The 14,103-nt window shown below is 39.9% G+C and carries 16 protein-coding genes; 9 read left to right on the top strand and 7 right to left on the bottom strand.

What is annotated here, in order from left to right; genetic code table 11:
* The first annotated feature begins 4 nt into the window (after positions 1–4).
* Positions 5–1,381 carry a RagB/SusD family nutrient uptake outer membrane protein gene (locus tag P2W72_RS06575; RefSeq protein WP_276360191.1) on the top strand — a complete coding sequence of 459 codons (1,377 nt, stop codon included), beginning with the start codon at positions 5–7 and terminating at the stop codon, positions 1,379–1,381.
* Between the two features lie 46 nt (positions 1,382–1,427).
* Here P2W72_RS06575 and P2W72_RS06570 read toward each other — a convergent pair whose 3' ends face one another.
* From P2W72_RS06570 to P2W72_RS06560, 3 genes are all read right to left on the bottom strand, one after another.
* Entirely contained in the window at positions 1,428–1,700 is a 273-nt protein-coding gene (locus tag P2W72_RS06570; RefSeq protein ID WP_276360190.1) for a hypothetical protein, read from the bottom strand.
* A gap of 111 nt (positions 1,701–1,811) precedes the next feature.
* A complete protein-coding gene (locus P2W72_RS06565; RefSeq protein WP_276360189.1) occupies positions 1,812–2,261 on the bottom strand; it encodes a MauE/DoxX family redox-associated membrane protein in 450 nt (149 codons plus the stop codon).
* 73 nt (positions 2,262–2,334) lie between these two features.
* Positions 2,335–2,892 (bottom strand): Crp/Fnr family transcriptional regulator, encoded by a 558-nt coding sequence (locus P2W72_RS06560; RefSeq protein WP_276360188.1) that lies wholly within the window; start codon positions 2,890–2,892, stop codon positions 2,335–2,337.
* 181 nt (positions 2,893–3,073) lie between these two features.
* On the opposite strand from P2W72_RS06560, the gene P2W72_RS06555 reads away from it, so the two are divergent.
* The 5 genes from P2W72_RS06555 (at position 3,074) to P2W72_RS06535 (ending at position 6,321) form a co-directional block, all read left to right on the top strand.
* Positions 3,074–3,304 carry a hypothetical protein gene (locus tag P2W72_RS06555; protein WP_276360187.1) on the top strand — a complete coding sequence of 77 codons (231 nt, stop codon included), beginning with the start codon at positions 3,074–3,076 and terminating at the stop codon, positions 3,302–3,304.
* Between the two features lie 1,061 nt (positions 3,305–4,365).
* Positions 4,366–4,935, top strand: a complete 570-nt coding sequence (locus P2W72_RS06550; protein WP_276360186.1) for a hypothetical protein — start codon at positions 4,366–4,368, stop codon at positions 4,933–4,935.
* A gap of 72 nt (positions 4,936–5,007) precedes the next feature.
* Positions 5,008–5,403: a hypothetical protein gene (locus P2W72_RS06545; RefSeq protein WP_276360185.1), complete on the top strand. Its 396-nt coding sequence runs from the start codon at positions 5,008–5,010 to the stop codon at positions 5,401–5,403.
* A gap of 1 nt (position 5,404) precedes the next feature.
* Entirely contained in the window at positions 5,405–5,770 is a 366-nt protein-coding gene (locus P2W72_RS06540; protein WP_276360184.1) for a hypothetical protein, read from the top strand.
* On the top strand, positions 5,689–6,321 hold the full coding sequence (locus P2W72_RS06535) for a peptidoglycan-binding protein (RefSeq protein ID WP_276360183.1): 633 nt from the start codon (positions 5,689–5,691) through the stop codon (positions 6,319–6,321). Before P2W72_RS06540 ends, P2W72_RS06535 begins: the two co-directional genes overlap by 82 nt.
* 62 nt (positions 6,322–6,383) lie before the next feature.
* On the opposite strand, the gene P2W72_RS06530 is transcribed toward P2W72_RS06535, so the two are convergent.
* On the bottom strand, positions 6,384–6,605 hold the full coding sequence (locus P2W72_RS06530) for an HTH domain-containing protein (RefSeq protein WP_276360182.1): 222 nt from the start codon (positions 6,603–6,605) through the stop codon (positions 6,384–6,386).
* A gap of 28 nt (positions 6,606–6,633) precedes the next feature.
* Between P2W72_RS06530 and P2W72_RS06525 the strand changes: the two genes are divergently transcribed.
* Complete coding sequence (locus P2W72_RS06525; protein WP_276360181.1) at positions 6,634–6,786, top strand: hypothetical protein; 153 nt, start codon at positions 6,634–6,636, stop codon at positions 6,784–6,786.
* A gap of 254 nt (positions 6,787–7,040) precedes the next feature.
* On the opposite strand, the gene P2W72_RS06520 is transcribed toward P2W72_RS06525, so the two are convergent.
* A complete protein-coding gene (locus tag P2W72_RS06520; protein WP_276360180.1) occupies positions 7,041–7,874 on the bottom strand; it encodes a helix-turn-helix domain-containing protein in 834 nt (277 codons plus the stop codon).
* A 452-nt stretch (positions 7,875–8,326) separates the two neighbouring features.
* Between P2W72_RS06520 and P2W72_RS06515 the strand changes: the two genes are divergently transcribed.
* Entirely contained in the window at positions 8,327–9,031 is a 705-nt protein-coding gene (locus P2W72_RS06515) for a response regulator (RefSeq protein WP_276360179.1), read from the top strand.
* Positions 9,032–9,233: 202 nt separating this feature from the next.
* Positions 9,234–12,266: a lantibiotic dehydratase gene (locus P2W72_RS06510; RefSeq protein ID WP_276360178.1), complete on the top strand. Its 3,033-nt coding sequence runs from the start codon at positions 9,234–9,236 to the stop codon at positions 12,264–12,266.
* Here P2W72_RS06510 and P2W72_RS06505 read toward each other — a convergent pair.
* Positions 12,229–12,954, bottom strand: coding sequence for a LytTR family DNA-binding domain-containing protein (locus tag P2W72_RS06505; protein WP_276360177.1), 726 nt, complete (start codon positions 12,952–12,954; stop codon positions 12,229–12,231). The two genes, P2W72_RS06510 and P2W72_RS06505, sit on opposite strands and share 38 nt — an antisense overlap.
* Before the next feature lies 1 nt (position 12,955).
* Positions 12,956–13,930 (bottom strand): histidine kinase, encoded by a 975-nt coding sequence (locus tag P2W72_RS06500; RefSeq protein WP_276360176.1) that lies wholly within the window; start codon positions 13,928–13,930, stop codon positions 12,956–12,958.
* Positions 13,931–14,103: the final 173 nt, after the last annotated feature.

Genomic DNA, 14,103 nt, shown 5'->3' with positions numbered 1-14,103 from the left:
TCAAATGAAAATAAAATTTAAACTATTTCTCTTGCTGGCCGGGATGCTGGTCAGCTGCGATAAGGATTTTCTGGATAAGAAGTCAGATAAAGCCTTGCTGATTCCTCAAAGACTTACTGAATTACAGGCTTTGCTCGATAATTACCAGTTAATGAACAGAACACCTGGGATAGGCTTTTTAAGTTCGGATGATTTTTACATCACGGATGCAGGATATAATGCATTCGGAACTCCGGTAGAACGAAACGCCTACATTTGGGCCAAAGAAATTGAAGAAGGTACAGCCTTGCTTGACTGGAACGTACCATATCAGCATATTTTTTACAGTAATGTAGCACTCGAGGGCTTAGACGATTTAACAGCTGAAGATAAAAAAGAACCCGGCTGGAATACGGCCCGGGGCACAGCGCTGTTTTTCAGAGCCTATGCCTATTTTAATCTTCTTCAGTTATTCAGCGACCCTTTTGATCCTGTTAAATCAGGCCAGCTTCCGGGCGTTCCAATATCCACTTCATCAAAAATCAAGCAATCACTAATCAGGAATTCGCAACGTGAAGGTTATGATCTTGTATTAAAAGATCTGCAGGAAGCGGCTAAGCTTTTACCAGTTACCCAGCAAGTGAAAACCAGACCAGACCGGGCAGCTGCATTGGCTTTACTTGCCCGCACTGCGCTAACGATGAAAGATTATGATCAGGCCGCTAAATATGCAGCAAGTTCTCTTGAACTAAAAAGCGCATTGATTGATTATAACGAGTATAGCATTGCTTCTGTGAAACCTTTTCCGGTGGTATTGCCTAATAGCAATGCCGAGGTTCTTTTTTATGCACCACTTCTTAGTTACAGCTATCTCAGTTCTGCATTAACTTTTGTTGATCCCGCATTATATAAAATGTATCATGCCGATGATTTAAGGAAAGGCTTATTTTTCTTAAGCAGGGGCAATAACCAGTTCACTTTTAAAGGGTCGTATGCGGGTCCAATTAACCCTGGTTCCACTTTTTCAGGTCTGAGTGTTAATGAAGTTTACCTCATCTCTGCTGAAGCAAAAGTCCGTACCGGCAAGATACAGGAGGGAGTACAGGATTTGAATAAACTTTTAGAGAGGCGTTGGAAAAAGGGCACATTTAAGCCACTGACTGCTGGAACACCGGCTGAGGCTTTGAAAATAGTGTTGGATGAGAGACGTAAAGAGCTCGTGGGCCGGGACTTGCGATGGCAGGATCTTCGCCGGTTAAATGATGATCCTTCTTTCCAGGTAACTTTACAAAGACAAAGCAATGGTCAGTTATACCAGTTACTGCCGGGAAGTTTGCGGTACACTTTTTCTATTCCGGCGAATGAGATTGAAGTTTATGGATGGCCACAGAATAACAGATAATGAACAATAACAATAAAAGGAGGCCGAAACCTCCTTTTATTTTCTACTACGGTACTAATACAAACGTGCCATCTACTTTTTCATCCCTGATATAAGTTCCGCCTGAATTTGGATCCCCATCATAGATCTCTGTACAAATCTGACTTGAAAGATTACAATTGTATGTAGCGCCGGTTGGTAAGTTATTAAGGTCGTAATACTGCTGTGTAGCCTGATCAAACCCCCATTCACTTTGCGCTACTGGTTTAAACGCGCTACCTGTGATGGCAAGTGTTAGCCCCAATATAAGAGCCAATACTCCAAAATTTATTTTTCTCATAATATGAATGCTTTTATACATCAAAAAGCAAACAAAAAACTTTGATAATTGAATTATTGTTTATTCTCTCTTTGCTCTAAGCTCTTGCTTTACAGCCTCAAGCATCTTCACTCATAAATCCTTTCCCATACCGCCTCCTTCCTTATCATAAAACATGAAACCAATTAGCGCTAATCCAAGGAAAATAAGGTTAAATACCAGATGTTGACCCCAACCGAGCTTAGCAATAATCCCCCCGCAGGAACAGGGGATGCGGCCAAATACATTCAGCATAACCAGTAAAACATAGCCGCTGAACAGGAATAATAGAATTGCTGATAGAAAAAGACCAACCTTCCGGGTTCCGTGAAACAACAGTAGTCCTGAGATAAGTAGTTCTATTAAAGGAACAGCCCAAAGTAATATCCCATTTATCGAATCCGGGAATACCTGATTCATCATTTGCATACGGCTCTGTTCATAATTAATCAGCTTACTTGTTGCTGCATAAACCCATAATAGGATGAGCAGACAGGAAATAAGCTGTACATAGCTTTCCGGCTTAAAGAATCTTGTTTTCATGAGCCTGTTTGGTTTAGGTTAAAGTTCAGCATGAAAGAGAATTGTTTTTTTGCCAAATGGCACAAGGCGGGATTTATAAAAGCCGGTATAAGGTGCGGCGGCTGATACCGAGGTAAGAAGAGATTTCTATCGGTTTAGCAACATCCGGAATCATCGGATACCGATTCAGCAGTTTTTGCAGTCTCAGGGCTGGCGGATCGTATAAAACGGATCTTATTCTGCGCATTCCCTCTGCCTGGTACTGAGCCATAATACCTTCATAAGCCCTGGACAGGGACGGAATTTTACGGAGTTCCTGCAGCTCCTTGTACCGGATGCATAATAAGCTGCTTTCCTGTTTACAGATCAGGTTTTTGGCAGAATAACTCTGAAGAAAGAAACCCGAAGCAGAGGTAACGAATTCACCCTTTGCTGAAAAAAGGCAAACCTGATGTACCGGTTCAGAAGGGTAATAGCCCATAATAAATCCGCTCCTGATGAACCAGAGTTTATCAGCGGGATTACCCTTGCGCTGGATATACCTTCCGGCCGGATACTCCTCCTCCTTCAGCAGGGAGATCAGTAATTCTTTCTCCTCCTGCAGGGGCGAGCTGAATGCATAGATTTTTTGAAAGAGCAGTTCGGTATCCATGATCCGACTGAGTTTAATTTCTTTTTTAAAACAGAAACAAAATTCTTTTGTCATGCAGACAAAATTTGTCGCGATGAACTATTTTCTTTGATCAGATAAACGCTCGCTTTAATTTTTACCCCATGAACTTGAAACTGTTAACAGGGTTTTTATGGACCAGGAGCAGATTTTTCAGAAGCTTATGGAGCTTGAGCGAGGGCAAATGCGTATTCAGCAGACACTGGATATGCTGCTTGAACGGGGCGGACCAAAAAAATGGCTGGATTCCTGTGATATAAAGCAAATGTTCCACATCAGTAAATCAACCTTATATCGTTTAAAAAAGGACCGGATTCTTATTCCGGAAACTCTGGGGAGAAAGGATCTGTATGACACGGAGGATGTGCAGAAAGTACTTTCAAAGAAGAAGTGATAGTGAGGTCATTATACTTTGTATGAAAACAGGATATGGGTATTCTTCTTTTGTGGAGAAAAATTCCTTGCCTTCCATGTCAATTCCTTCTCTTTTAGCAAAAGATCTCTCCTCGCGGAATATTCAGTAATTACTTTAAAATCGGTTTCGCTCGTCGACATGACGCAGTTCACAAATGGAATGCATTAGTTTATTTGCCGTACAAAATCAACAAGGGTAAGAATTATAGAAGTTATGCAATTGCACGAACGTTCAAGTACTTTTTTTGCGGCATTGCCTGCACGCAGCCGTTGATGGATGAACTTTCCTAAGCATCTGGCGCTCATTTTAGTACCCTTCAGATCATCTTCAAAGGAAATTGATAAGCATTGAATCAGAATTTCTGTGCGGAGGGATGAAAGAACGGCGGGCCGGGAGTATGGCCCTCGGCGGTGGAAAGCGAAGCCTGCCCCGATCTTTGAGAGGGGTCATTTCTTGATTTTACTCAGTATTTTTTATTGTTTTTATAGGCCTTCGTGGTCTCACCGCTAAGGCGGTTCGGCATTGTTTCCTTTTTTATCAAGAAAAAAGGGAAATAGGCCTAGCGGCCGAGCGGGATGTTTCATGAGTTATAATAGTTTAGAAACCGCACACATGATCCAGAAAATTTCATGAGACTTAATTCTGTATTAGTCATTAAAACATAGTTGAAGTGGATTGCTAAGGTCTGGTAATGCTTTATAGTAATTTTCCAATAAATGAGGCTTGCCGAATAGACATGACGATGTAATATCAGTCCGAAAACTCTGACTATACTTTAACACTATTCCAATACTATTCTAACTATAGCTCTGACTTTTCCCCCAAATATCCCTTTCTTTTTTGATCAAAAAGCTGTGAATTCAACCTTGTTCTGCTCAATACTATGGTGTCAAATGAGATCATAAGGGTTCAAATTAGATCATGACTATCTGATTGTTAGGAAGTTATAAAATCTACACTTAGGTTTGACCTCAAGCACCGCGTACCGGTACAGATGAGGAGGCTTGAAATTTAATTATTAACCATTTAAAATTTTAATGATGGCAAAATCTAAAAACAATGTAGTCACCCACGGGCTAAGCGGCCTGATCGGTGATCTGTTGGTGTTCCGCCAGAGAGCCAACAAAACGATTGTAGCTGACCGGCCAAGGCCTTTCAGCAAACCGCCAACTGTGGTACAGCTGGACATACAGAATCGCTTTAAAAAGGCGGCTCAGTATGCCAAAAATGCAATTCTTGATCCACTGATGAAAGCGGCTTATCAGGCTGTGGCAAGGCTGGGGCAAAGTGCTTTCAACAGGGCTTTTAAGGATTACCAGCTGGCTCCTGAGTTTTATGAGGACGTGAATTTCTCGACTTACACTGGTGCAATTGGTGATGAGATCAGTGTGAGCGTAATTGACGATTTCAGGGTCAATGAGGTAAAAGTTCAGATCATGAATCCGGATGACAGTCTGCTGGAAGAAGGAGATGCGGTACAGTCGCTGAACGGTCTTGACTGGATCTATACCTGTACAGCTGTAAATGCAGATGTTTCGGGTTCGAAGATCATTTTTACGGCTATTGATCTTCCGGGTAACCGGACTGTGCTGGAGAAAGTAATCCTCTAAGCGGCTGATTTGCATGAACCGCTCCGCATGCGGAGCGGTTCTTTAAACCATTATTCACTCAAATTTTAAATCATGAAAAATCAAATCACAGTTTACAATAAAATGTTGCCTGAGTTTAAACGTCAGGCTATACAGCTCATTGTTGAAAAGCTTCCTGCTCATCGCAGAGCCGGTCAGATTGCGATCAACAATTTTCTTCAAAAGGAGAATTCCTGTCTGAACCGCTGGCATATCGCTTTGATACTGGGCTTTCTGTCTATTGCAGAGTTTGGCCATTTGTTCGGGGTGCTTAAAGATGCGTTTTCGTTAAAGGACCTGAAAGGTCGTGTGAGTCCGGAGAAGATTCTTGAGCTGACCCGTTTGCTGATCAGACTGTTTAAAAGTTTGATGATTAAGAGCTCGGGTGCTTCCCAAAATGAGGAAGAAGATCAGACAAGCAACACAGAGGATGAACTAGAAGAGAACTGATATGAAAGAGCTTATAAGTTTGCAGATTCAGCAGAGTATGTTTAAAAGGGAACATCTTGGTATTTTTTCAGCCCTGCTTTTGTTCCTGTGTTTCCCCTGGTTATCCAGATGGATCGACATTACATCTGCTCCCATTGATCCCGGCGCTTTGAGCGCGGTGATTATGGCTATTCTGTCGCTGCTTGCATTTAAGGCAGTGACCTGGTGGCTTATCAATATCATCTGGCCGGTACTGGCCGATTATTCTGAAGAGCAATTTGAACAAAACTTTAAATCCTTATCAGCATGGCAAAAAGTAATTATTTATTTGGGCTTTTATCTCTTGTTACTGTATTCATTTGTAGCCACTTTGGCAGCGATTATTTAGTTGTTACCCGAGGGCTATCTAATGACAACAGACAACCTGTAAGCAACAGGAGCCTTAGACAACAGGCAGTTAAGAGGATTTATGATTCGGAAGTGGGTGTTCGGGAACAGGGTATTAATGCAGGTAAGGAGGTTGAAAGATACCTGAGATATGTGGATTTGAGCAGAGGACAGCCCTGGTGCGCTGCATTTATTTGCTGGGTTTACGGGCAGGCCGGGGTTGATCATCCCCGCTCAGGCTGGACCCCGGATTTGTTTCCTTCATCTAAGATCATTTGGAGTAAAGCCCAGGCCTATCCTGCCGGACAAATAAGCGGTAAGAGGCAAGCAGATAGCGATCAGATCATTCCTGATACCGGCGACATCTTCGCTCTCTTTTTCCCTGAAAAGAACCGTATTGCCCATGCCGGTTTTGTAGATCAGTGGAAAGACCCCTGGCTGATTACGGTTGAAGGTAATACAAATAGTTCCGGTAGTCGGGAAGGTGATGGAGTGTACAGAAAACGTCGGTTGGTAAAATCTGTTTATAAGGTGGCAAGATATATTGAATAGCAGTTGAAGAACAGGTGATCAATATTAACCGGCCTGAAATATGTGTAAATGAATCTGAAGGATCAGAAGTCTGTTGCAGACTTCTGATCCTTTAATACAAATCTTCTGAGTGACCGGTCATAGTGGATAGGATGGCCTTGTCTGCGCAAACGGGCTAGCATTCGACTGATTGTTCTGGTGGCACATCCGAATTTACCGGCAGCCTCCGATAAAGATATCAGGCGACCTTTCGTGATCATTTCGAGTAAATAATTTGTTTTCTCTTGGTAAGTTTCATAATCCATGGCAGGGCTTTGTTTTAATTAAGAAATAATGATTGATTTTAACAGAGGAATTTTTGATTCAGACAGGGAAGACCGGACGGAACGAGAGATTGTTCATGCAGAAATGGCGAAATCCTTTCTTGTTCATGATGTTCTGAAACTGTTTTTCAATGGTATTAATGGTCAGTCTGATCTGCTATAATTCCTGTTATTAAGAAGGGGACGAATTTATAAGCCCATCAGGACACATTAAAAGGTATTACACCAAATGACTTTTAGTCTATTTACAAAGAGAAATACGGTAGATGAAACGAATATTTGGGCATGGCGGGAAAGGGTTGAAAGATATCAACTCTGCCATTACACTTTGTCCTTACCCGGGTGGGTATAAAACATCTGGTTTAAGGTGTTCTCAAAAAAGCAGACCGATTAAACTGCATAGAGATACTGCTCAGCTTACAGCTTTGATCTTTTTTTCTTTATTTGCTGAACTTCTTTTTTTAAATCTGTAATAGACTTTTCAAACTTTTCAAGCTGATGTTCAATTTTCTCTACAATTCCGGTAAATTTTGTAGAAAAAATTCCTCTGATATGCCATATTTCCTGTAGTTTATCCAGATGAATTATCCGGATAGGATAACTCATATTATCTGCTTTACAAATTAAAATTTTATTGTCTTCCAGGCATTTAACCACACGCCTGATGATAATATCCTCTTGAGTAATTAAAACATAAATATCATTGAATTTCAAGTCCGACACTTTGGTAATATTTTCACAAATAATGATATCCTCGTTTTGCAGTACTCCTGACATTCCGTTATCAATTACTTCAAATGCACGGAATAAAGGCTGATTATCCTTTTTTCCCCTCTTCCCGATTGGGATCTCTATCGTGCTTAGCTGGTCTATATATTTCTGAATTTTTGCTGAACATACATAGTCATAATAATCAGAATTCTTGACCAGGGAAATTTTGTCTGCATCCGTTCCCTTTAACGCATTCTGAAAGTCAGTTGAAATAAGCTTGTCCATTTTTAATTTATCGATTTTGCTTGTTTTTATTGCAAAATCTTCACCATGAATTATCCAGTCATAGGTTTTGTTATAAAAAATAGCAATCTTTACAAGAACTTCGTATGAGGGAAATTGATTCCCAAGTTCTATCTGAGAGTAATTGCTACGTGATAATCCCATTGTTTTTGCTATGAATTCTTGCGATAAGGCATTTTCAATTCTTAGTCCACGTATTCTCAAGCCAATTTTTTGTTTTGACAGAATTTCTTGCATAACGTTTATTTTTTATCTTTATTTGAATACGTATTTGGGTATTGATAGTTTTTGTTTTTACGCAGGATTGTATTATCGGTTAATCTAAAATATACGCCAATTTAAAAGCATTATTATAAAAATATTCCTGTAAATTAAATTAATTGCAGGAAGCTCTGTTACAATTTATTTGATGACACCTATCTCCTATGGAATTCTTAAAGAGCCCGGATTATTATCTTCTTATCAATCCTTCTAAGCTGATTATAAGTTTTAATAAAAATCTTTCATCAGTTTGGGAAGGTCTATATAATAAAAAGTTGGCCTGTAATCAGCCATTAGATCAATTTATCCCAAAAGAGTTAATATCTGATTTTCCTACCCTTTTGTCTTGCTGTCTTCAATCAGAACATTTGGTTTTTGAACGAATTCTAAGTTTCCCTAGTGGAAAATCATTTAATTTAAAATTAACCATGAACCCTGTATGCTTTGACGAAAGCATACCATATATACTGATTGTCATTCAAAATAATTACAGGAACAGGGCCTTGCTTCGACAGAAGCAAAGGGCTTTATCAAGGTATTCTTTTTTAACATCACATAAATTACGTGCCCCGCTCAGTAATATTCTTAGTCTTTCTCAAAGTATTAATGAAACTAACGGCCTGGATTATGATCCCGGTGTTATTAAAAAATTGCTGAGAGATATCAGCCTGCAGGCTGAGTCTTTGGATTCTATTATTTATGCTTTAAATGATTTAATTACAAAAGATAATACTCCAAAACGGGAAATCAGGGAATTATCTGAAAAAAAAATCGATACCATTATGCTTATTGATGATGACCCTATTGTGAATATGATTCATGAAAAAATGCTGGCTAATCATTGGAGTCATATTACGGTAAAAACATTTACAGAGGCTTTGTCGGCACTTGATGTTATGATAGTGAACTTGCCGGATCTGATTTTGCTGGATATTAATATGCCGGTTATGAATGGCTGGCAGTTTCTTCAGGCACTGGAGGAAAGAAGAGTTAATACGGATGTTATCATGGTTTCTTCATCTATCGATCCGGAAGAAAAAAGAAGAGCCTTTACTTTTAAGAATGTAAAATTCTTTTTGAATAAACCACTTACTCCTGACTTGTTAAAATCTGTACTTCTGCAAAGAGTCTGATGCTTTGTTATGTCGGAAGTTTTAAACTCTCAGGCATTATTAACCTAAAAAGTTCATACAATCTTATTCGCTATTTACATAGCCTGATCGGATAGATGAACGGCGGTATGCGAACGATAAAAACAGCCTAAATGACCTCAAAAAGGCTGTTTTTAGAATTTCATGATTTGTTTTTTCCTTTGATCATGGTTTATATTAGACCATGCTTCCCTATCGGTTCAGTACGTCTTTATTCTTAAGGTCGCCATCCTTCAGCGCGAATGCTTTTGGAATGGGGAAGCTGCAGGAGATGCTGGATACTTCATTTTTTCGTTCAGCTTTATACTTTGCCAGTATTGAACTTTATCAACAGGTTAAATCAAAAGATTTTCGCTGCGACCGGCTGAGTGAACGCATCTGTCAGAGTCTGTTCAAATATTTTAACCGAATGTGCTACAGACCTACACCTTTTGGAATGTGCTCGGCATTTTCTGTACTGGATTGGTCAGAAAACGGGGATGGAATACGTATTGATGCCGATGAGAAACTGCATATCCGGACTGATTTCAGGCTGAGTGCTGCTCTGAGCGGAATCGCTGAGGGTATGATAGAAAGCGATCATCTGGTTTATTATTCAAATCCCGGGGTGTACACCTTTGGGAAAGAACTGAGGTATATTAAAACAATAGAGGATGGAGAAGGTACTCAGAAAGCTCGTGGTATCGCTGCTATTGAGAAAGATCAGCTGCTTTGCAGGCTCTTGCGAAGGGCTCAGAGAGGAATCAGAAAAAGTGAATTTCACGCTTTTTTAAATGGACAGACAACAGATGAAGAAGCAGAAGAGCTTTTTCAGGGAATGATTGTTGAAGAGTTGCTTTTAAACTCTTTGCAGGCAAACATTACCGGTGAAGGGTATCTGAACCGGCTCGCTAAACTATCCGGAAGCTCTGAACTTGCTGATTTTGCCTCTGCCATTGATGAGCCTCTGTCATTGGAAAAGGTGAATGTGGCTGAACTGGATAAGTGCGTAGGCCCGTTTCTGAATTATTGCGGGGATATAAGGCATCCTTTCTATGTTAATTTTCAGAGGGACGTGGAAGGATCTCTGGATCAGCGTTATCAGGAGATCATACTGAGCGGACTTGACTGTCTGAGCATAATGCGGCAAAGTGTACGAGTCGGATCAATCAGCCGGTTCATAAAGGAATATACTGCACGTTTTGAAGATCGTGAAATACCCTTACTCCTTGCATTAGACCCTGAAGGAGGTATCGGTTACGGTCAACTTGAACAAAGCCTGGATAATGTTGATTTATTAAAGGGAATAAGCTTTTCAACAAGCTCAGCAGAGAAGCAGATAGTATGGGGGCCGGTGCAGGAATTTTTGATGCGTAAGATATTATGGTCGGCTAAAGAAAATCAATCTGTTTTAATTACAGAACAGGATCTTAAGGAGCTGCCTGATCACGCTTCAGAAAAATATGCTCCGGGTATTTCAGTGATGTTCAGGATGGTTGAGGGTAAGGTTTTTATTGAGGAAGCCGGCGGGGTATGCTCTACCTCATTAACAGGCAGGTTTACTCCATTTGACGAACGGGTTCGGAATCAGGCAAGGGAACTGGCAAAAGCTGAACAGCTGCAAAACAAAGAGGTAATTTTTGCGGAAATAGCTTATTTTACGGATGAGCATGCGGCAAATATTAATACCCGTGCACATATCAGAGACTATGAGATTCCAATTCTTGTTCATTCTACTCTTCCGCCGGAACAGATAATCAGTTTGAATGATCTGTACGTGTCAGTTTATCGCGGAGAAGTGATCATTCGCTCTGCACGTCTTAATAAAAGGGTTATACCGCGTTTAAGTACAGCCTATAATCATAAAAGAAGTGAGCTTCCGGTTTTCCGGTTTCTTTGTGATCTGCAATATCAGGGTCTTGCATACAATCTTGGATTTCATGTAGAAAACATCTTGCCGGGTCTTGATTATTATCCCCGCATTGAGTTTAAAGAATGCATACTGAGTCCGGCAAAATGGTTATTAAGAAAGAAAGATCTCCCCGATCCTACGGATAAGCTTGCTTATGAGAAGTTCAGACAGTTAGCAGAAAGACGGGGGATCAACCGGTTTTTTGCGCTGAGTAATGCCGACAGATATCTGGTATTTGACAGAGATGATCCTTCAGCTATACAATTGTTTTTATCAGAAACTGGAAATTTGGATGAGATCAGATTGGAGGAATTCTATATGCCGGATGAGAAGAATGCAGTCCTAAGAAATGACCAGGAGGAAGTGTTTGTCCATCAGTTTATAGCCAGTCTGACCTGTCAGGGAACAAGCTATACCCATGGAGGTGTTTCCCCCTGTGATTTAAAAAATATACAAAGAGATTTTATACCCGGAGATGAGTGGCTTTATTTTAAGATTTACTGTGCCCCGCAGAATGCTGATTATTTGCTGACAAGAAAACTGTATCCTTTAATTAAAAAATATCTGAAGAAGGGTAGCATTGAGCAATGGTTTTTTATCAGATACGATGATCAGGGCGATCACCTGCGTATTCGCCTGAAAGTGACAAAGGAAGCTATTCGTGAAATGCCGGGCCTGTTCAACCAGTTATTGAAGCCTTTAATCCATAGCGGAATAATTACGCGTGTTCTGCTGGATACTTATCAGAGGGAAATTGAGCGTTACGGAGTAAAAACTATGGAAAGCGCCGAGTGTTCATTTATGTACAGCAGCGAACTGGTGGCAATGCATCTGGATAATGACCCTGAGAAACAACGTACTGTTGGATTTGCTATACTTGGTGCAGATTTAATACTGAATGCATTTGCCATTCATTTACCTTACCGTATTAAACTTCTTGAAAATATCTGTAATAATCTGATGAGTGAACATGGGCATGAGAAATTATTACGGGATGATCTGAATAAAAAATATCGTGAACATCAGCGTGAGGTTCGTGAACTGATGTCTGTCGGTCAGGGCTTTCTGACTGCTGCCGAGAGGAATAAATTCAGAACCTTTGAAAAGAACCTCTGTGCACTTGACACCGAATTTGACGAAAATGAATTTTCGCGCAAAGCAAAATTCGCCTCTGATTTACTGCACATGCACATGAATCGTATTTTCAGTACAGAGCAGCGTAAAAAGGAACTCGTGATTTACTATCTGTGTCTTCGCTATTACCTGTCAGAACAAGCCAGAAATGGGATCAGGTCAAACGGGATGAACTCACCAGTTTTGCATTAATATAATCCTGTAAAGCTATTTTATATATCTGCCCGAGGGGAATCGGAATATTATTCTGAAGCAGAATGTTAACACCATTCACGGTTTTAATTCTGTCTGCATTGACAATGTACGATTTATGAACCCTGAAAAATCTTTCAGAAGGGAGTGCAGCTTCAAGTTCTTTCATTGTTAAATAAGTAATGAGCTTTTCATCAGCGGTATAGATGATCACGTAGTTTTTAATAGATTCAACGTAAATAAGGTCTGTTAAATTAAGTCGGGTTACCTTACCCTTTATATTGGTTTTAATAAAAATATGATCATTTTCAGGAGTCGGTATCTGCGTTTTAATATGTCCGCTAACCTTCTTTACTGAGTTTAGAAAGCGCTCGAATGAAATAGGTTTCAGCAGATAATCGGCAGCATTTTTTTCAAAGGCACCCAGTGCATAATCCGGAAAGGCTGTGGTAAAAATTACTGCTGTGCGATCGCTGATCAATCCGGCAAGATCAAGGCCTGAAAGTTGGGGCATATCTATATCCAGAAATGTAATATCCGGATGAACAGATGTATTGATCAGTTCAAGAGCCTCCAGAGGGTTGGTTGATGAACCCAGTAATTCCAGTCCGGGAGCTTTTTTAATATAAGATGCCAGAGTTTCAATGGCATGAGGTTCATCGTCGACAATATAACAGGTAAACATCATTTTATTCATTTAAAGTTAATTTAAGGTTTAAAGCATAGGTACTTTCCTCATCTTGTATATCAAGCGAGTAGCGGCCGTGATAATAGATATCCAGTCGCTCTTTAAGATTTGGAATTCCGGTTCCATGGCCATGAATACGCCGGTTAGCCCGCTTTTTATTTTTGATATCCAGCTCTAACTTTCCATCCTGAATATTGATTTTGATTATGGCCGGATGCTGAGCTTCATGTAAATTACCATATTGAAACACATTTTCTACCAGGGTGATCAGGGCCAGGGGAATAATACGTAAACCATCGGGGTTTCCCTGCACAATCAAATCAATATTCAGTTTCTCATCAAAGCGTACCTGATTCAGGCGAAAGTAATTATGAATATGCTCTATTTCTTTATTTAATGAGACTTTATCATCCTTATCGATCGTAGTAAGTGCATACCTCATCATATCAGAAAGATTCATCACCGTTTCAGCCAGTTTTTCTGAAACTTTTGCCGAGGCATTGTACATGAAATTAAGGGTGTTAAAGAGAAGATGCGGATTAACCTGAGCCTGCAGGTAGGCATTGCGGGATTGAAGTAAGTTTTTCTGTAAAGTTATTTTTTCATTTTGTTCAATAAGTTTTTGGGTTTCAAGTTCGCTGATCTTGCGGTTTCGTTTTATCGTTTGCATGGCAAACCAATATGCAGTGCTGAAACCTAAAATATAGAAGGTACGCATGGCATTACTAAAGGCTGCTTTTTTAAATTCATCAGCTGATTTTGGCATGAACTCCTCACCCAGGATCAGCTGATTTATGGGGAATTTAATCATGACGAAGAGAATAATCTCAAGCATTACAAGTAAGATAGTCATAAATGCCGCCCCCTTAAATTTACCCGTAGTGTATTTAAAAAGAACATGTGCATTAAAATAAAAGAGGAGGATATTTAAGGTATAATTCAGTGCGTAATTATTAAGGTCGGCACTCCCTGTCATAAGATATATATAGGTTATCTCATAGGTAATAAAAATTGCCCATCCCAATATATGTTTTAGAGTATTAGACCAAAACCTCTCAGTATTTAGATCTGAATTTTCATCCATTTAGCTGCAATATACAAGTTCATCTACAGCTAATCTACCTTGGTGTAATAAATTTCTTTTTTCAA

Origin of the sequence: Daejeonella sp. H1SJ63, from assembly GCF_029360775.1 — a bacterium.
Classification (GTDB): Bacteria; Bacteroidota; Bacteroidia; order Sphingobacteriales; family Sphingobacteriaceae; genus Daejeonella.
Note: the sequence above shows the minus strand (reverse complement) of the source record. Positions and strands in the feature narration are given on the sequence as shown.

What these genes read in the sequence shown, in the direction of transcription:
- P2W72_RS06575 (WP_276360191.1), top strand. Translation starts at nt 5, where the DNA reads ATGAAAATAAAATTTAAACTATTTCTCTTGCTGGCCGGGATGCTGGTC.
- P2W72_RS06570 (WP_276360190.1), bottom strand. Translation starts at nt 1,700, where the DNA reads ATGAGAAAAATAAATTTTGGAGTATTGGCTCTTATATTGGGGCTAACA.
- P2W72_RS06565 (WP_276360189.1), bottom strand. Translation starts at nt 2,261, where the DNA reads ATGAAAACAAGATTCTTTAAGCCGGAAAGCTATGTACAGCTTATTTCC.
- P2W72_RS06560 (WP_276360188.1), bottom strand. Translation starts at nt 2,892, where the DNA reads ATGGATACCGAACTGCTCTTTCAAAAAATCTATGCATTCAGCTCGCCC.
- P2W72_RS06555 (WP_276360187.1), top strand. Translation starts at nt 3,074, where the DNA reads ATGGAGCTTGAGCGAGGGCAAATGCGTATTCAGCAGACACTGGATATG.
- P2W72_RS06550 (WP_276360186.1), top strand. Translation starts at nt 4,366, where the DNA reads ATGGCAAAATCTAAAAACAATGTAGTCACCCACGGGCTAAGCGGCCTG.
- P2W72_RS06545 (WP_276360185.1), top strand. Translation starts at nt 5,008, where the DNA reads ATGAAAAATCAAATCACAGTTTACAATAAAATGTTGCCTGAGTTTAAA.
- P2W72_RS06540 (WP_276360184.1), top strand. Translation starts at nt 5,405, where the DNA reads ATGAAAGAGCTTATAAGTTTGCAGATTCAGCAGAGTATGTTTAAAAGG.
- P2W72_RS06535 (WP_276360183.1), top strand. Translation starts at nt 5,689, where the DNA reads ATGGCAAAAAGTAATTATTTATTTGGGCTTTTATCTCTTGTTACTGTA.
- P2W72_RS06530 (WP_276360182.1), bottom strand. Translation starts at nt 6,605, where the DNA reads ATGGATTATGAAACTTACCAAGAGAAAACAAATTATTTACTCGAAATG.
- P2W72_RS06525 (WP_276360181.1), top strand. Translation starts at nt 6,634, where the DNA reads ATGATTGATTTTAACAGAGGAATTTTTGATTCAGACAGGGAAGACCGG.
- P2W72_RS06520 (WP_276360180.1), bottom strand. Translation starts at nt 7,874, where the DNA reads ATGCAAGAAATTCTGTCAAAACAAAAAATTGGCTTGAGAATACGTGGA.
- P2W72_RS06515 (WP_276360179.1), top strand. Translation starts at nt 8,327, where the DNA reads ATGAACCCTGTATGCTTTGACGAAAGCATACCATATATACTGATTGTC.
- P2W72_RS06510 (WP_276360178.1), top strand. Translation starts at nt 9,234, where the DNA reads ATGCTTCCCTATCGGTTCAGTACGTCTTTATTCTTAAGGTCGCCATCC.
- P2W72_RS06505 (WP_276360177.1), bottom strand. Translation starts at nt 12,954, where the DNA reads ATGATGTTTACCTGTTATATTGTCGACGATGAACCTCATGCCATTGAA.
- P2W72_RS06500 (WP_276360176.1), bottom strand. Translation starts at nt 13,930, where the DNA reads ATGACAGGGAGTGCCGACCTTAATAATTACGCACTGAATTATACCTTA.